General features: G+C 49.1%; 12 protein-coding genes. 3 read left to right on the top strand and 9 right to left on the bottom strand.

The genetic code is table 11. The features are described from left to right. Positions 1-8: 8 nt before the first annotated feature. The 6 genes from BM200_RS16895 to BM200_RS16870 form a co-directional block, all read right to left on the bottom strand. Entirely contained in the window at positions 9-2,363 is a 2,355-nt protein-coding gene (locus BM200_RS16895; RefSeq protein WP_091187565.1) for a glycoside hydrolase family 95 protein, read from the bottom strand. A gap of 70 nt (positions 2,364-2,433) precedes the next feature. Further along, on the bottom strand, positions 2,434-4,155 hold the full coding sequence (locus BM200_RS16890; protein WP_091187563.1) for an ABC transporter substrate-binding protein: 1,722 nt from the start codon (positions 4,153-4,155) through the stop codon (positions 2,434-2,436). A gap of 80 nt (positions 4,156-4,235) precedes the next feature. Next, positions 4,236-5,144 carry a carbohydrate ABC transporter permease gene (locus BM200_RS16885; RefSeq protein WP_091187561.1) on the bottom strand — a complete coding sequence of 303 codons (909 nt, stop codon included), beginning with the start codon at positions 5,142-5,144 and terminating at the stop codon, positions 4,236-4,238. 14 nt (positions 5,145-5,158) lie between these two features. Then, positions 5,159-6,121, bottom strand: coding sequence for an ABC transporter permease (locus tag BM200_RS16880; RefSeq protein WP_091187560.1), 963 nt, complete (start codon positions 6,119-6,121; stop codon positions 5,159-5,161). Between the two features lie 159 nt (positions 6,122-6,280). Next, the gene (locus tag BM200_RS16875; protein ID WP_091187558.1) at positions 6,281-7,804 is read right to left on the bottom strand and encodes a response regulator transcription factor; all 1,524 of its coding nucleotides are present in this window, start codon (positions 7,802-7,804) and stop codon (positions 6,281-6,283) included. Next, positions 7,797-9,584 (bottom strand): sensor histidine kinase, encoded by a 1,788-nt coding sequence (locus BM200_RS16870; protein ID WP_091187557.1) that lies wholly within the window; start codon positions 9,582-9,584, stop codon positions 7,797-7,799. The genes BM200_RS16875 and BM200_RS16870 overlap by 8 nt, the downstream gene beginning before the upstream one ends. Positions 9,585-9,752: 168 nt before the next feature. Between BM200_RS16870 and BM200_RS16865 the strand changes: the two genes are divergently transcribed. Continuing rightward, on the top strand, positions 9,753-12,578 hold the full coding sequence (locus BM200_RS16865; protein WP_091187555.1) for a glycoside hydrolase family 3 protein: 2,826 nt from the start codon (positions 9,753-9,755) through the stop codon (positions 12,576-12,578). A gap of 142 nt (positions 12,579-12,720) precedes the next feature. Here BM200_RS16865 and yicI read toward each other — a convergent pair whose 3' ends face one another. Further along, positions 12,721-15,039, bottom strand: coding sequence for an alpha-xylosidase (gene yicI / locus BM200_RS16860; RefSeq protein WP_091187554.1), 2,319 nt, complete (start codon positions 15,037-15,039; stop codon positions 12,721-12,723). Between the two features lie 175 nt (positions 15,040-15,214). Between yicI and BM200_RS16855 the strand changes: the two genes are divergently transcribed. After that, a complete protein-coding gene (locus BM200_RS16855) occupies positions 15,215-16,099 on the top strand; it encodes an AraC family transcriptional regulator (protein ID WP_091187553.1) in 885 nt (294 codons plus the stop codon). 207 nt (positions 16,100-16,306) lie between these two features. On the opposite strand, the gene BM200_RS16850 is transcribed toward BM200_RS16855, so the two are convergent. Both BM200_RS16850 and BM200_RS16845 read right to left on the bottom strand, forming a co-directional pair. Beyond that, on the bottom strand, positions 16,307-16,591 hold the full coding sequence (locus tag BM200_RS16850) for a hypothetical protein (protein ID WP_175532917.1): 285 nt from the start codon (positions 16,589-16,591) through the stop codon (positions 16,307-16,309). 41 nt (positions 16,592-16,632) lie between these two features. Continuing rightward, positions 16,633-17,073, bottom strand: a complete 441-nt coding sequence (locus BM200_RS16845) for a HEAT repeat domain-containing protein (RefSeq protein ID WP_091187550.1) — start codon at positions 17,071-17,073, stop codon at positions 16,633-16,635. Positions 17,074-17,287: 214 nt separating this feature from the next. Between BM200_RS16845 and BM200_RS16840 the strand changes: the two genes are divergently transcribed. Further along, the gene (locus BM200_RS16840; RefSeq protein WP_091187549.1) at positions 17,288-17,941 is read left to right on the top strand and encodes a pyridoxamine 5'-phosphate oxidase family protein; all 654 of its coding nucleotides are present in this window, start codon (positions 17,288-17,290) and stop codon (positions 17,939-17,941) included. Positions 17,942-18,261 lie beyond the last annotated feature (320 nt).

The following is an 18,261-nucleotide window of genomic DNA, read 5'->3' as shown; positions in this document are numbered from 1 at the left end:
CTATTTTTCTATGAATCGGCGTCTGTGAAAATGAAATAAGTACAGCCTTGCATGGCTTCGAATCCGCCATCCACAAGAGCAATAGCAGTTCCCTTGTCATCCTCAACACGGAACGGCCGTTTATACCTGATTGTGCAGGAGCCGCTTTTCTTCGCCTCAATGACCGCCTGCTTCAGCCTGCCGTCAGCCCACTCGATGGATACAATATAACCGCCTCTTGCCTTCAAGCCGCCGATTTGCCCATCTGCCCAAGCAGCTGGCAGTACAGGCAGCAGTTCGATATAGCCCAGATGGCTTTGGATGAGCAGCTCGGCAATACCAGCGCTGCCGCCGAAGTTTCCATCAATCTGGAAAGGCGGGTGAGCGTCAAGTAAATTAGGATAAGTGGATCTTGCAAGCAGCGTCTGAACAGCGCCATACGCCTGCTTGTCATCCTTCAGACGGGCAAACAGATTGAGCAGCCATGCACAGCTCCAGCCGGTATGTCCCCCGCCGTTCGCAAGTCTGCGGTCCAGGGAAGCCACCGCGGCAGCGAGCAGCTCCGGCGTATCTTCATTGATCTCCTTGCCCGGATAAACACCATACAAATGAGAGACATGGCGATGGCCAGGTTCGCTCTCCTCGAAATCCTCATACCATTCCTGCAGCTGGCCATAGCGGCCAATCTTGTAAGACGGAAGACGATCTAATGCCGCAAGGAGCTCGTCACGAAATGCCGTCTCCTCCTTGCCAAGTACATCTATAGCCTCCAGACAGTTATGGAACAAATCACGGATAATGGCGATATCCATCGTGGAACCAAACGATACGCTGCATGCCTCTCCGTCCGCGGTCAAAAATTTATTTTCCGGCGAGGTTGACGGATTAGTTACTAGAACGCCATCTGGGCCCTCAATCAGCCAATCCAGGCAGAACAAGGCGGCGCCTTTCAGCAGCGGATATGCTTGCTCTCCGAGAAACTCTTTATCCATGTTGTACAAATAGCTTTCCCATACCTGACGGACAAGCCATGCTCCGCCAAGCGGCCAGAAGGCCCAGCTTGCGCTTCCGCCGGTTGGCGTCGTCATGCGCCATAAATCCACATTATGATGGGCGGTCCAGCCGCGGCTGCCATAATGGATTCGTGCCGTACGCGAACCGCTCTCGCTCATTTCCTGCAGCATCATAAACAGCGGTTCATGGCATTCACTCAAGTTGCACACTTCCGCCGGCCAATAGTTCATTTGCGTATTGATATTAATCGTATAGTCACTATGCCAAGGAGGAGAAACATGGTGATTCCAGATCCCTTGCAGGTTTGCAGGTTGCGTTCCCGGTCTCGAGCTTCCCATTAGCAGATAACGGCCGTAATGGAAATAGAGCGCTTCCAAATGCGGATCCTGTTTCGTTATCTGATATTCATTGAGCCTGCGGTCTGTTGGCTTGTTGTCCTCTGTATTTGGATTAGACAAGGAGAACGATACGCGGTCAAATAACAAACGGTGATCTTCCGCATGTCGTTTACGCAGTGCTTCGTACCCGCGGGCAACCGCAGCTTGAAGCTGGATATCGCAGCGTGCCGAGCAAGCCTCATGATCCGGGGACTGATTATAGCCGGCGAATCCTGTCTCAGCAGCCAAATACAAGTTAAAATACGTTGCATGCCGGACTTGCACGGCTTTCTCGCCGCTGCTGACCGTTCCGTCCGTCTCCACTTGCACGCGAATCTCAAACGGCAATCCAAGTCCTTCCTCGTACAGAACGTCCATGGGATGATCTTTATGATAATTGCCGGCCACATGGCTTGGAGCTTGTCCGATCAGATGCAAACGCCCGTCACCGGCATTCTCGAGCTTGTATTGAAGCAAGGAATCAATCACGATGTCGCGGTTCATCTCACCACCGGATGCCTCATACCGGACGACCAGCACTTGATCCGGCGTGCTCGCGAAATATTCGCCATGAATGCTTGCATCCCCATCACGATAATGAACGGAAGCAATACCCTCATTTAAGCGCAGCTCTCTCCGATACGCCGATAAGGCAGTATCGGAATCCTCACGGCGAATAATGGAAAGGCCTCCAAGCGGCAAATACGGCTCTACGTCCCGGCCTTGCATCGTGGATTCAATCAATTTCTCGGCTTCCGCATATTTCCCGGAAAATATAAGCTGCCTTGCTTTAACCAAGTATCTTTGCGCTTCATAATTGATCGGATCGCGCTGAAAACCGGCCCACAACGTATCCTCATTCAGCAGAATCTGATCGGTTTCCGTACCTGCGAATAGCATCCCGCCAATCCGGCCGTTGCCAATCGGCAATGCTTCTTCCCAGACTGATGCCGGCTGCTCATACCATAGCTTCCAATCCCGTGTTGTCCCCATCGTTCATCCTCCGTCTCCCGACGCGAAAGAGAGCCCGCAAAATTCGGGCCCTCTTATCGTCAAAATCTTATTATTCGTTCCAAAGTTTAACGCGTGCTTTAACCAAATCTTCACGGATGCTTTCTGCTTTCTCAACATCAGCTTTGACCAGCTCTTGCTGGTAGGCATCCCAAATTTTATCAAAGTCGGCCGGTTTAGCCAAGATTGCTTCAGGAATACGTTTCCAAGTAATGTCTGTCAGTTTTTTCTCGATAACTACCGCTTCGCTGTCGCCAGGAACCGGAATGTTCCAAGCTGCACCCCAAGGCTTAACTTTGAACTCTTCTTCTTTAGGGAACAGATCTTTCCAAGTTGTCGCTTTGTAAGCTTTAAGAACTTCTTTCTCTACATCGTTAAAGCCGGCTACGATTTGCTCTGGGAAGTTTGTTGTGTAGTAGTTGCCGCTTGGATCTTTCACGCCGTCGCCGTAGTGGCCGCTAAGCAGGTTGTAAAGACCAATGCCTGTTTCTTTCGTGAAGTTTGTTGCGTCATTAATTTTACGATCGTTAACTTCTTGTGGAATAACGCGTTTGCCGTCAACGACATTGTAATGCTTGCCTTCAATACCCCAGTTCATAAGCACTTGGCCTTCATCGGAAGCGAGGTAGTCAAGGAATTTAATTGTACGAACCGGATCCGGATTGTCTACGGAGATCGCTACGCCGCTGCCAGCCATGAAGCCAGTTGGCCAGAACGAAGTTTCTTTGAACTCTTCAGACATAGTAACTGGATAATGACCGTAGCCGTAATCAAATTTACCTTCCGCCTTCAGAGCTTTCTCGCCGTCACCATAATCCCAGTCTTGGTCAATTAGACCAAGTACGCGGCCGGAAGCGATTTTCGCTTTGTATTGGTCATACTTTTGAACGAAGCTCTCTGGGTCCAGCAAGCCTTCAGCGTTCATATGGTTCAGCCATTTGAAGTATTCTTTCTCTTCCGGACGACGGAAGTGGTAGGTTACTTCTTGCGTATCAATGTCGATATAGAATTCGCCGTCATCCGAACCGCCAGTAGTAGCAAACGCAGGGTTCGTTACCGAGATGTACATATGCCAGTCGTCAGCATTCAGCGTCAGACCGATATTCGGGTTGCCGTTCTCGTCTTTTGGATGAAGGGCAAGGTAGTCTTTGATCGCTTTCTCGAAATCTTTAACGGTACGAATTTGCGGGTAGCCCAGTTCTTTTACAACGCGGTGCTGCAGCTCGAAGCCGCCGCCTGCGTTGAAGGATGTCTGTCCAATGCCGTTATAAGAAGGGATAACATAAATGGCTTGGTCTTCATCGTTGTATTTCAGACGGCTCATTTGACCTTCGAACAATTTTTTCAGGTTAGGAGCATGTTTATCAATCAGATCAGTTAAATCAAGTACAGCACCTGCGTCAACAAATTTAGCGATGCTTTGTTTGGCGCTGATCAGGTCTGGGTACTCGCCGCTTGCCGCAATCAGGGACGATTTTTGAACCGCATCACCTACTGCGAATTCTGCATCAAGAGTAATACCTGTTTTCTCTGTAAGGTTTTTACCGATTTCGTCCTGCATATTAGCCCAGTTCGGTGATGGATCTTCGCTGTAATACGTCAATGTGAGCGGCGAAGTATCTTCCGGCGCAGCCGATTCCGTACCTGTATTGTTGCCGGAGTCCGGACTAGCAGTGTTTCCATCATTATTGTTATTGCTGCCGCATCCAGCCAGCAATCCGGCAACTAACGTCGTAGACAATGCCAGGCTTGACCATTTACTGATTTGATTCATGAAATAACCCTCCTATATATTTATGAAATCCATATTGTATTAACGGGTTTCCCCAGGAATACCGCTTCTAAACCTTTTGACTAGCCTTTGACTGCGCCTAATGTCATCCCTTTAACGAAGTATCTTTGCAAGAAAGGATATACCAGCAGGATTGGAACGGTAACGACGATGGTAATCGCCATTTTTACGGATTCAGGCGAGACGGTCGACATCATCTGTGTCATGTTCGTATTGTGGATGTCCACGTTATTGCCCGTTGTTGTACTTTGCAGCACTTTCATCAGCTCGAACTGAAGCGTTGTTAAGTGATCGGCCGAACCGTTGTACAGATAAGTGTCAAACCAGGAATTCCATTGTCCAACCGCCAGGAAGAGCGCGATAGTAGCAAGCGCCGGCTTCGCCATCGGAAGAATGATGCGCCAATAGATCGTGAAGTCATTCGCGCCGTCGAGCTTGGCCGACTCTTGCAGCGCATATGGGATGCCATCCATAAAGGAACGGATAACGAATACGTTAAAGGCACTTACGAGACCTGGCAGAATATATACAGCGAACGTTCCCATCATGTTCAAGTCGCGGATCAGGAAGTATACCGGAATCAATCCCCCTGATACATACATGGTCAGCGCAAGGAATATGGAGACGAATTTGCGTCCCTGGAAATCCGGCCGGCTCAGCGTGAACGCGAGCATTGAAGCGCTGATCAGACCAACCACCGTACCGGCCACCGTCCGGAGAACGGAGATTTTAAAGCCGGTAATCAAGCCGCTGAAGGAAAAGATTACTTTATAGTTTTCCCAAGTCAAATCACGCGGGAAGATCGTAATTCCGCCTCTTACACTGTCTACAGAGTCATTGAATGAAAGAGCAAGCACGTTCAGGAACGGATACAAAGTGATGATCATAACGAAGAGAACAAATACGTATACGAACACACTCAGAAGCCGGTCTGACAGAGGCGCGCTGCCCAATAGTCCTTTTGATTTCATGGTTGCACTCCCCTTTACATGATGCTTTCTTTAGTAATTTTCTTAAACAGTCCGTTAGCTGCGAAGAGCAAGATAATACTTACTACCGAGTTGAAAATATTAACGGCTGTACCAAACGAGTAACGGCTCATCTGCAAGCCATATTCAAGTGCATACAAGTCAAGGACTTGCGAATAATCTCGAACGAGATTGTTGCCAAGCAGGAACTGCTTCTCAAAGCCGATTTGAATCAAGTGACCGATCGACATAATGAGCAGGATAACAATCGTCGAACGTATGCCCGGCAGCGTAATGTGCCAAATCTGGCGGATACGGTTCGCACCGTCTACCCTTGCTGCTTCATACATCTCTTGGCTGATCCCCGCAATAGCCGCGAGGTAGATAATCGTATTCCAGCCCATCTCTTTCCACACATCCGAGATGGTTACGATTCCCCAGAAGTAATGCGGCTTCGCCAGGAACTGAATCGGCGTATCGATAAGACCAAGCCACATCAGAATCTCATTGACTGTACCGTGATCGGCCGACAGCATCTTGGATACGATACCCGCCACAACAACCCAGGATACAAAGTGAGGCAAATACGATATCGTTTGAGCGAACCGTTTGAATGCCATGCTCCGGACTTCATTAAGTAAGACCGCGAATATAATCGGGACTGCGAAGCCTGCGATAATGCCCATAAAACTCATCGCGAGCGTATTTCGCATAACCAGGTAGAACGTATCGTCCTGGAACAAGGTTTTGAATTGATCGAAGCCTACCCAATCCTGCTCCCAGAAAGATCTGGCCGGTTTAAATTTCTGGAAGGCCATTGTCCAGCCCCAAAGCGGATAATAGCTGAAAACAAACACCCAGATTACAAAAGGCAGCGACATCATGTATAAGTATTTGTTACGGATAGCTGTTCTCCAAAAATTACTCTCTTTTTTTCTCTTGTGCGTCTGCTGCGGAACGCTTGTTGTGACCGCTTTCATCGGAATCCCTCCTGCCTTATGCATTTATGATAACGGATTCACGGGAGATTCCGGTACCCAAAGGATTTGGCATAAAATCATATAAAAATTAGTGTAAGCGGATTCACGATATATAAAAAACGCATGGTTTCTCAGGGGTGAGAAAACCACGCGTTCTTCTTACGATTCTCTCTTCTTGTAAACAGACGGAGAAGAGCCGACATACTTGCGGAATTTGCTGTGGAAATAATCAACGTTCGCGTAGCCGACCATTTCCGCAACCTGATACACCTTTAGTCCTTGCTCAAGTAAGATTTTCGCTTGTTCCATCCGTACTTTATCCAGATACGTGTTGAAGTTTTCCCCTGTAACCTGCTTGAACAGCTTGCCAAGATACGCGCTGTTATAATTAAATAGTTCGGCAAGCGTCTCCATTTTGAGGTTCTCCTTGTAATTCCGGTGAATAAGATCGATCATGCGGTTGATCTGCTTATCCGCCGAACTGTTATCTAGAGAATCGGCAATCTCCTCAATAATGGCTGTAACCCGCCGGATCAGCGAATGGAAGCGGTATTCCCGGTACAGCTCCGGAATCCGGAGACGATAATCCCGGATCGGAAGCTCAGGGCGCTTGGAAGCGAGCTTATCGAGAACAGCCGATACCAATTCCACAAACGCTGCCTTGATTTCGGCTTCTCCGAATTCCATCGCCTTCATCGCTTCGGCGGACTCTTCGATTAATTGCCGGATGGCATCCCTGTTCACAATCTCAAGAGCCAGATACAGCTTCTCCGCAATCCCCGTCCAGTCAAGCTTCGTTTCATAAATCCTTCCGGTCTGCAGCATATCCTCCCGCATGATATTGCCGCCTTCCAGGAAGAACCTGCACTTCATCCGTTCCAGCGCCTTCTGATAAACGCCCGGGAGATCCGCATAGCGGGCTGCCTTGCCGCCAGACACGACAGTGAAGTCTGAAGCGAATTCTTCGCAGGCACCGGCAATCATCGCATGCACGTCACGGCGGAAGGCTTCATTGTCCAGGCATTTGTTCAATAAGATGAGCACATACGGCTCCATTCCAATAGCGAGACCTGCCCCGGATTGCTCAAGCCGTTCGGAGAGTCTGCGCTTGAGCTGGGCAAGTCCTGCCGTATCCTCTTCACTTCGTTCATACGTCTTGATCAGGAGCAGTTCATACTCCTTCCAATCCAGGGACGTTGGCGGCTGCGACACATTGCCGGCTAAGCTCCCTTGGGCAAGCAGCTGCTTCAAGTTCTCCTCCGCATTTCCTTGATGCTCATCCTGCCGCTTCCGGCGGGCTTCATATTCAAGATCCAGCTCTTTCTTCAGCGAATTCAAGTAATCCATCAGCTCATCTTCATCAACAGGCTTTAACAAATAACCGTCAATACGTTGGACAATGGCCTGCTTGGCATATTCGAAATCGGCATAGCCGCTTAGAATCAGGACATGCATCGTACCGCCATTCTCGCGGATCGTCTTGATTAGCTCCAGCCCGTTCATCTCCGGCATCCGAATATCCGCAATGATGAGATCCAATTCATGCTGTTCACACTTAAGCAGGGCATCCTTGCCGTTTGCTGCGGTGTCTACAACTTCATAGCCGAGGCTCTCCCATTCCAGCAAGGTGCGAAGTCCTTCCCGGATCATCGGTTCATCGTCTACAAGCATTACTTTATACATACAAATCCTCCCCAAAAGGTAAGGTGAAGGAGACCTTCGTCCCTATACCCGGTTCACTCTCGTATTGAAGCCCATGCTCCGGCCCGTACGTCAGCTGCAGCCGCAAATGGACGTTGCGCAGACCAATTCTGTTATTCTCTGCATCTTCCGTTTCATTCAAATGCTCGGTCAGTTTATCAATCTTTTCGCGGGTCATTCCCGCTCCGTTATCTATAACATCAATCCGGACGTAATCGCCTTCCCTTGCCGCACGGACCGTTACTTTGCCGCCTTCCATCTTGTTCTCGAAGCCATGAATAACGGCATTCTCTACAAGCGGCTGAATAATTAGAGGCGGAATAGACACCCTTTCGACAGCCGGATCTACATGGAGTTCATAAGATAACCGGTCCTCATATCTGAATTTCTGAATATCCAGATAACAGCGTACAATATCCATCTCGTCAGCCAGATGAGTCATCCGCTGCGTCACCTCAATGCTGCGCCTCATCAGCTTGCCAAGCAGGCGGACAACCTGCGATATTTCCTTTTCTCCTTTCAAATGAGCCTTCATCCGGATCGACTCCAGCGCATTAAACAGGAAGTGGGGATTAATCTGGCTCGCCATCATCTTCAGCTTGATTTCATTTTGCTTGGATTCAAGCAGGCTCTTCATCTTGTTCGTTTCCTGAACTTCCTCAACCAGATCGTTAATGCTCGCTACCATGGAATTAAATTGCCTGGACAGCTGGCCGATCTCATCCTTGCCGTCAATCTGCATGACGATATCCAGCTTGCCGGTAGCCACCTTCGTAATATGCTTGCTTAAGCGGAGCATCCGCTTCGTGATAATGGTTGATACGCCAATAATCAGAAATATCGCGATAATGAGACTTACAGAAATAACGGTAAGAGCGAGGGAATTAATCCGGTTGGCATCAGCCACAATGGTATCTACGGAAAATACAGAGATAATGCGGAGCGTATTCCCGCTTGCTTCCGGCACAATTGCATCGATCAATACCCGAGAGGCTTGTCCGTCGATATCCGCGGAATACATACCGCTTTTCTCCTCCGTAATGCCTTGCTCGAAGTCGATTTCCTGCAGCGTTTTCCCCGTCCTGCCAATCCGGTTGGCCGCTACGATGCGGTTCTCCTCGTCCACAATCATCGTCTCGAAGGATTCCTGATTCAAGATACTGTTCAGCATCGTCATATTAAGCGTAATGACTAATACGCCGCTTGTATTATTACTGGAGAAGTTAATTTCCCGGACCAGACTCAAATAATTCCGTTTGTCGCGCTCGTCCTCAAGAAAATACCAGTTCACTCCGCTGCCCGGGGACAATGCCTTCTTATACCACGCGGAGTCCTTGATCGACTTGTCAGGCTGTATGAAGTCCCAGTTATTAAGCATCGTCGGATTTTCCATATAGAACCGGATATTCGCCACTTCATCATGCTGCTGGCGGATCTCGTTAAAATCCGTGTATTCCCGGTAAGCCTTAACGACCTCGTACGTCGATTCATAACGCCGGTTCGTCACGGCCTCCAGCCGGCTGTTCTCCAGACGGTAAGCACTGTCATAAGCCACATTCATCAGCTCGGTTGTCCTTGCCTTAACACGCTGTACGTTTGTATGGGTCTGCTCCATCGCATTATCCAATGCCATATTGCGCAGCTCGTTTGTCAGGAACACCCCAATAATCAGAATGGGGATGAACACAACTACGATACAGGATAGGATGAGCTTTGTTCTCAATTTCACATTATTAAGCAGGTGCGAGAACATCTGAAACATCTTGCAAGCCCCCTGTTACGATCATGAAAAATTTGATTGCGTTTACATTCTAGGGGTTTAACCGCTAATTGTACAGGGATTTTATCTCCAATTGTTCGGGTATGAACTGGAGCGCCCGCATGTTAGAATTTTTGAAACCCCTTACAATTAAAGGAGCTGACTTTTGTAATGTCTCAAAATTCCGAGCAGAACTTCCCATTTCAAAACCCCGACCTGCCGCTTGAGCAGCGCGTTAATGATTTGGTTAACCGTTTCACCCTGGAAGAAAAAATCAATCTGATGTGCCAATACCAGGACGAGATCACTCATCTTGGCGTAAAAGCCTACAAACACGGAACAGAGGCTGCGCACGGTATGGCCTGGCTGGGTGAAGCAACTACCTTCCCTCAGCCGATTGGTCTGGCTTGTACCTGGGATAAGGAGCTGCTCCGCAAAGTCGGCGGCGCTATCGGCGATGAAGCCCGCGGCTTCTATCACCGCAACCCCGCCCATAACGGTCTGACTCTGTGGGCGCCAACCGTAGATATGGAACGTGATCCGCGCTGGGGCCGTACCGAAGAAGCTTACGGTGAAGACCCGCACCTGACAGGCAAGATGTCCGCCGCTCTCACGCAAGGGATTCAAGGAGACCATCCGTTTTATGTGAAGGCGGTTGCATCCCTCAAGCATTTCATCGGCAACAATAACGAAATTAACCGCGGAGAATGCTCGGTCAGCCTGGATCCGCGCAATAAGCATGAGTACTATTTGAAAGCGTTCGAAATTCCGTTCAAGGAAGGCGGAGCGCTCTCCATGATGACCGCCTACAACTCGGTGAACGGCGTTCCTGCCAACATCAATCCTGACGTGAACAACATTGTTAAACGGGACTGGGGCATGAACGGTTTTGTCGTCAGCGACGCTGGTGACGTGCTGGGCACGGTTAATGATCATCATTATGTTGATACGTACAAAGAAGCGGTTGCGCTGACGATCAAAGCCGGTGTAGACAGCATTACCGACGATCACCCGATCTCGAAGCAGGCGATCCGAGACGCTCTGGCAGAGGGTATGCTGACCGAAAATGATCTCGACAATGCGCTCCGTAACACGTTCCGTGTCCGATTCCGTCTAGGCGAATTTGATCCGGCATCACGCAATCCTTATGCGGCTATCGATGAATCCGTCATTATGAAGCCGGAGCATGCCGAGCTGGCTCTTGAGTCGGTACGCAAAAGCATCGTCCTGCTCAAAAATAACGGCATCCTGCCGCTTTCAGCAGATAAGCTGTCCAAAGCAGCCGTAATCGGCCCGCTTGCCGGCATCGTCTACCGCGACTGGTACAGCGGCCTGATGCCATACGCCATTACACCGTTTGAAGGCATCAAAGCAAAAATGAATGGTCCTGATCAATCGGTAACGCTGGCTACCGGCAGCGACCGGGTGAAGCTCAAATCGCTGAAAAACGGCCAGTATGTGAAACATACGGAAGGCGAGAAAAATCCGCTTGCCGCCAATTCGCAAGGCTCCGATTCTGCCGATTTGTTCGAAACAACCGACTGGGGCTGGGACAGCCATACGATCGTTGCGGAGAACAACAAGCTGTATTTGACAACAGATGATGAGAAAATCACCGCATCCTCCGAGCATATTTGGGAGTGGTTCACGAAAGAAGTGTTCCACGTCCGCCCGCAGCAAGACGAGAATGTTGTAACCTTTACGACCTGGAACAACCGTCCCGTTACGGTTAACGCCGAGACCGGCGCTCTTGAAGTGCAAGACGGCGATGCAATTCTCGCCGAACCTTTCGCGGTAGTAAAAGAAACCGACGGCTTGCAGGAAGCTGTTGCTGCTGCCCGCCATTCGGAAGTTGCTGTTGTTGTTGTCGGTAACCACCCGCTCATTAACGGCAAAGAGACGATTGACCGCCCTGACCTGACGCTTGCGGCTTATCAGGAAAAGCTGATCCGCGAAGTCCATGCCGTTAATCCGAATACCGTTGTGGTTATCGTAGGCAGCTATCCGTTTGCCATGCCTTGGGTGCAAGAGAACATTCCAGCCGTCCTGTATATGTCGCATGCGGGCCAAGAGCTTGGCCGCGCCCTGGCGGATGTCCTGTTCGGCGATTATAATCCGGCTGGCCGCGTTAACATGACCTGGTATGAGTCGGCCGACCAGCTTGGCGAATTTATGGACTACGATATTATTAAAAGCGAACGCACTTACCAATATTTTGCCGGTCAACCGTTATATCCATTCGGCCATGGTTTGTCTTACAGCCGTTTCCAATATGACGACCTGAAGCTCGAACAGTCGGCAGACTCCGTTACCGTAAGCTTCCGTGTAACGAATACAAGCGATGTTGACGGTGAAGAAGTCGTTCAGCTCTATACAAAAGCTTTGGAATCCCGCGTGAAACGTCCGCTCAGACAACTCCAATCGTTCGAGCGCATGACGCTTGCTGCTGGAGAATCTGCAGAAGTACGCTTCGAGCTGGACCGTTCCTCACTCGCCTTCTGGGATGTCACCAGAAACAAGATGTGTGTTGAGCAAGGCAGCTATGCGTTCCTCGTTGGCGCATCCTCCGGCGATATCCGCCTGGAAGGTACAGTAAGCGTAGCAGGTGAAATTATTCCGCCGCGTAATCTGTCCCAGGTGACGGCTGCCGTTAACTATGATGACTACTCGAATATCATCATCAGCGACAACACTGAGGGCGGCGACAGCGCTGCTGCAACTGCATCCGGCGCTTGGCTTCGCTTCGATGACGCTGCGCTTGGCGAAGAGATTGGCTTCTTTGAAGTAAGAGCTTCCTCTGCTAATGGCGCAACCATTGAGATTCGTCTGGATGCTCCAGACGGTCAACTAGCCGGCAGCTGCACGTTGCAAGCCGGTTCAGCGAATTGGCAAACGACCTCCTGCTCGATTGAGCAAGCAGCCGGTCACCGCAGCGTGTATCTGGTTGTTCATGGCGACGGCGAAACGAAGCTAGGCTGGTTCCGCTTCGGCAAATAGGGTATGACAAGACCGGAAGGGTGATGACGCGCAAGCTTCACGCCCCTCCGGACTTTTTTACTAGTGTAACACTGCAAATTGGCAAACAGCCGCTTACTCCTAGGAGCAAGCGGCTTTTCCCTTTTCACTTCGTATCATTTAATTACAGCTTAACAATAATCTTGGAACCGGATTGAGGGGTAAGCTTCATGCCCTCCGGCGTTTTTTCTGTGTCGGCACCCTCAACAGACGTCGCTTGCTCAATGCCGCGCAGAACAGCTTGCCATGGCTTGCCTGTTCCCTCGTAGCTGATCTCAATCGTGCTTCCCGTACGAACGGCTGTTGCAGTCGCCTGCGGCTTGCCGTTCAGATCATGGATGACAGCAGCAGCTGTAGCCCCGTCTTCCAGCTCGAACAGGTGCAGCGTTACGTTATCCGCATAATCATAATCCGGCTTCTGGTTGTTGCTGCCGATCGCAAGAAGCGTATTCGGACGAACGAGCAACGGAATCGAGCTGTAGCCGTGATGCTCTTCTACCCATTTACCGCCTTCAATTGTCTTGCCATCGATCAAGCTGGTCCATTTGCCTGCCGGTACATAGTATTTCACTGTACCTTCCGTGTTGAAGATTGGAGCGACAAGCAGGTTCTCGCCGAGCATGTACTGGCGGTCCAGATAATGAGTGGTTGGATCTTCCGGGAATTCCAGAACCATCGCACGCATCATAGGAAGACCCTTCTCCGTTGCTTCAACCGCATGGTTGAACAGGTAAGGCATCAAGCTGCTCTTAAGCTCGGTGAAGTAACGAAGGACATCAACGGATTCCTCGTCAAACAGCCAAGGCACGCGGTACGATTCATTGCCGTGCAGACGGCTGTGCGAGCTGAGCATGCCGAATGCAACCCAACGTTTGTAGATATCCGGTGGAGCTGTCCGTTCGAAGCCGCTGATATCATGGCTCCAGAAGCCAAAGCCCGACAGGCCGAGCGACAAGCCGCCGCGGAGCGATTCCGCCATCGAATCATAGTTCGCCGAGCAGTCCCCGCCCCAGTGAACCGGGTACTGCTGGCCGCCGGCAGTAGCCGAACGCGCAAACAGCATGGCTTCGTTTTTGCCGCGGTTTTCTTCCAGCACTTCAAATACCGCTTTGTTATACAGCTGAGTATAGTAGTTGTGCATTTTCATCGGGTCAGAGCCGTCGAAGTAGACAACGTCAGTCGGAATACGCTCGCCGAAGTCTGTTTTGAAGCAATCAACGCCCATATCCATCAGACGTTTCAGATGACCTTTGAACCATTTCACGGCATCCGGGTTCGTGAAGTCAACCAGACCCATGCCCGCTTGCCATTTGTCCCATTGCCATACGCTGCCGTCTTTCGTGCGAACCAGATAGCCGTTCTCCATGCCTTCCTGGAACAGCGGCGATTTCTGCGCGATATAAGAGTTGATCCATACGCAGATGCGGAGACCGCGTTCTTTCAAACGGCGAAGCATGCCTTCCGGATCCGGGAACATGTCGGCATCCCACTCGAAGTTGCACCATTCATATTCTTTCATCCAGAAGCAGTCGAAGTGGAAGACATGAAGCGGAAGATTACGCTCTGCCATTCCTTCGATAAAGCTGTTTACGGTAGCTTCATCATAGTCAGTGGTGAACGATGTTGTCAGCCAAAGGCCAAACGACCAAGCCGGCGGCAATGCCGGTTTGCCTGTTAATTTGGTGTAGTTGTCGAGCACGTCCTTCAGCGTGTTACCGCCAACGATGAAGTATTCCAGATGCTCGCCCGGCACGCTGAAGCCTACCTTCGATACGACTTCAGATCCGATCTCGAACGATACGCGTTCCGGATGATTGACGAATACGCCGTAACCTCCGCTGGACAGGTAGAAAGGTACGTTTTTATACGCTTGCTCGGAGCTTGTGCCGCCGTCTTCGTTCCAGGAATCAACGACTTGACCGTTCTTGATAAACGGCGTGAAGCGCTCGCCAAGGCCATATACTTGCTCGCCTACGCCAAGATCAAGCATTTCTCGGAAATAAGGCGTTCCGTCTGTATCTTTAATGCAAGCTGCACCTTTGTTCGCTGTGCCTGTCAGTCTGCGGCCGTTTTGGAAAAATTCAAGGCCCCATGACGGCGACTTGCGAATTCTTGCTTGCAGTCCGCCGCTCTGCAAAGTGGCAAACTCTTCGCCGTTCTCGAACACAGGCTTTGTTTCTGCATTTTCAATGATTTCAAAGTCGGGTCCAACCTGCTTCTTGCCTGCATGGTGGATCCAGCGGACGCGGATAACATCCGGAATCGGAGAGCTGATCTCTGCTGTGAGCAGCGTACCGTTCAGCGTGTCCCCTTTAATTTGAATCGGCTTTGTTGCGCAATAGGCCGTTACTTTACCGTTCTTCTCTACGACATCGCGAACGTCGACCGGGAACTGCATGTTGACGCCTTCGCGTATTTGCCAATATCCATCTGTAAATTTCATTCGTATACCTCCTGAAATAGGCTTTCTGAGCTTTCATGCTCCAGAATCGTACCTGAACTTGCTGTAAGCGCTTATGTTATAATGATATTGTCTTATTCGAATTAACTCTGCCTAGATTTTGCCCAATACTATCACGATTTTGACATTTAATTAATTCTCACAAGGAGTTTGTATTATGGATAAATCCCTACTGAAGGAATCACGCAAGCATGGCAATCCGATCTATCCCGTCAGCTTCTACGACATCACTTGTCCGCCTGATGCGCCACTTCTCGATCTGCACTGGCATGACGAGCTTGAGCTGCTTGTCGTGACCGAAGGATCTGCCGTATTCCGTGTCGATATGAGTGACTATGAACTCAAAACCGGCGAAGCCATCTTCGTTAACTCCGGCGTGCTTCATTCGGGTAATGTTGCCGGCGGACAACCCTGTTCTTTTACAGCTGTTGTCTTCCATGCAAGCTTGTTCAGCAGCGGTTCCATTGATCATCTGTATGAGCGATATATGGCACCCCTTCTCGACCGAACATATGAAGTGCCCGTGCATTTGCGCCGCGGGACAGATGACGAGCTCGCTTTGCTCACTTTGCTTGACCAAATCATAGAAGCCAACCGCAACCTGCAGCTGGCTTCCGAATTGACCATTAAAGGAAATCTGTATTGCATAGCTTCTCTATTATTGAACCTCGGAGGTCCCGCTATACGCACCAAGCAGGAGCAAGAGAGCTACCGAATGGACCGCTTGAAATCGGTCATTGAGTTTATTGAACAAAATTATAATGAACCGATTTCCCTTCAGCAGCTCGCCAGTCACGCAAGAATGAGCGAATCGTATTTCTGCCGTTTTTTCAAGAAAGTAACGACCAAAAGTCCAATCGAATATATGAACAGCTACCGCGTTCAGCTGGCCGCGAACCGGCTGCGCCAATCCGATGCGAAAATCATGGAGGTTGCGCTGGATGTCGGCTTTAACAGCTTGAGCTATTTCAATACTTTATTTCGTCAGCGTTTCGGCTGCACGCCGCGGCAATACCGAAGCCGGATCGAGGGGCGCGGATAATTGCGCAGGAGCCCAGGAACCACGTCTCCACAATTCCGTTCACCTACGGATCAAGACCGTTGAATACAAGTGGTCTGCCATTGGTTAAAATAAGTAATGCCCTGTTCGCTTCTGCAAAACCGCTTTCAATGTCGGTTATGAGGCATGGAAAACAAAAAGATCGAAAAGCAGAGTGCTTTCCGATCTTTTTTTGAATCAAGCTGTAAATTAGTTATTATACTCCGAATTTGCTGTGTCCAGCATCGATTTCCAGCTGTTAAACTTTGTTTCTCTTGCCACGTGACGATCGAGCAATTCCTCATGGAGATTTTTAATCTCAGCCTGCGTCGTTGCTTGAAAGTTGCCTTTCTCCAAAAATGCCGCAAAGCTATTGGAGCTCGAGTACTTTCTCATGAACGATTCATTAAACAATTTGTCTAACGAAATATTGTTCGGATCTTCTTGCATGTTTTTTTGTCCTTGCAGGTCCTTCAGCAGGTCCTCCATAGACATCGGTTTTGGTCTTCCCAAAATAACACTCCTTTCGTTTTACCTTATTTTTTGGATAAAGATGTCCAGGTTGATTCCAGCCAGCTATCAAATTCATTGCCCTTCTCACCATCGTATGCATCATACACATCAAGTCGCATCTTTTTTAACTTCTCTTTAAACTCTTCATAAGTATGACCTTCCGGCAAGCTTTTCTTAATCCGAACCAGAATTTTCGTGGTTCCTTTTACCGGATCGCCTTTTTTGGGTGCTGGCGGTTGAACATCCTCACCAAATGCCTTCAGCTTACGATAAGCAGCTTCTTGCACTTTATACACGACATCGTTATTCAATCTATGCGTTAATACATCGATGATTTTGGGATTGTTCCACTGTCCGAGCTCTTCGACCGCATCCAGACGCTCTCTCCAGTTAGACCGGTTTGCTGCCGATTTTAATTCATCATAATTCGAGGGCAATTCATTGCTAAATCCACGTTGACTCAAATGATCCCATCCGTTCTTTTGTTATTTCACCTTTTATAATTACCGGATTTTACAACATTATCCTTAACTTGCGTCGTTGACAATTCCCTGTAATTCATTCTTCATTTCTATATAGTAACACACAAGTCATCATAAAATCTGCCTAATAGTCATTGAGCTAAATATTTGTGTGGTTCCCAACAATCATATGGTAAAATTATTAAGTATTTTTCCAATGAAAGGGTGGCCTTTTTTGAATGCAATAGACCGAAATCAATTCATAAACACCGAAGCTGACTTGCGTGCGCTGATCGGATTTCCAGGCGGATTGGTCCTGCATAAAGTGATTTCAGAGATTGATCCTAACTGCAGGGACTTTATTTCCAAATCGCCTTTCGTATTGCTATCGACAGCGGATTCAGAAGGGAAATGCGACGTGTCTCCCCGAGGTGATGATCCTGGCTTTGTATATATTATCGATCATAAACATTTGGTTATTCCCGAACGTCCGGGCAACAAAAGAATGGATTCTTTACGGAACATCCTTGCCAATCCTCATATCGGTCTGCAATTTTTAATTCCGGGTCTTGGCGAAACTCTCCGAATCAATGGACGTGCCTATATCACCAAAGAGGAAGCTCTATTGAAGAAAATGGCTGTAAAAGACCGCAATCCGCTTATCGGAATTATTGTAGAGGTTGAAGAATGTTACATGCATTGTGCAAAAGCCTTCCTCCGCTCTCAGCTATGGACGCCTGAAACCTGGCTTAGCAAAGAGGATCTGCCCTCTCCGGCAAAGATCATCTCCGAGCATGCAAACGTGGACGGAGCAACCCCGGAGGTTATAGCCGCCCGCCTTGCAGATGGATATAAAAATCGATTGTATTAAAAAAGAAGCTTCTCTCACCATATTTCAAATCTCTCGTTGTTGATTAATTATGGTAAAATGTAACAATCGTCCTATTCCTGGAGGTGGCTTATGAACTGGTTTGCAAATTCAATGGGAGCCGCCAAGTGAAATGGCAAGGTTAGAGTGGCGGGCGTATAAAACGCTTAAAACCCTGATTACTTTGAAGTCATATCATCGAATATAACGTCACAAAGAGCGCCAATGCTACATTGGCGCTCTTCTTCCCTTTATCGAGACCGACCTATCCTCTGCTTTACCTGCTCCAGTGGCTGAGGCATAGATCTTGGTTTCCTCGTACA

Origin of the sequence: Paenibacillus catalpae (assembly GCF_900112695.1) — a bacterium.
Classification (GTDB): domain Bacteria; phylum Bacillota; class Bacilli; order Paenibacillales; family Paenibacillaceae; genus Pristimantibacillus; species Pristimantibacillus catalpae.
Note: the sequence above shows the minus strand (reverse complement) of the source record. Positions and strands in the feature narration are given on the sequence as shown.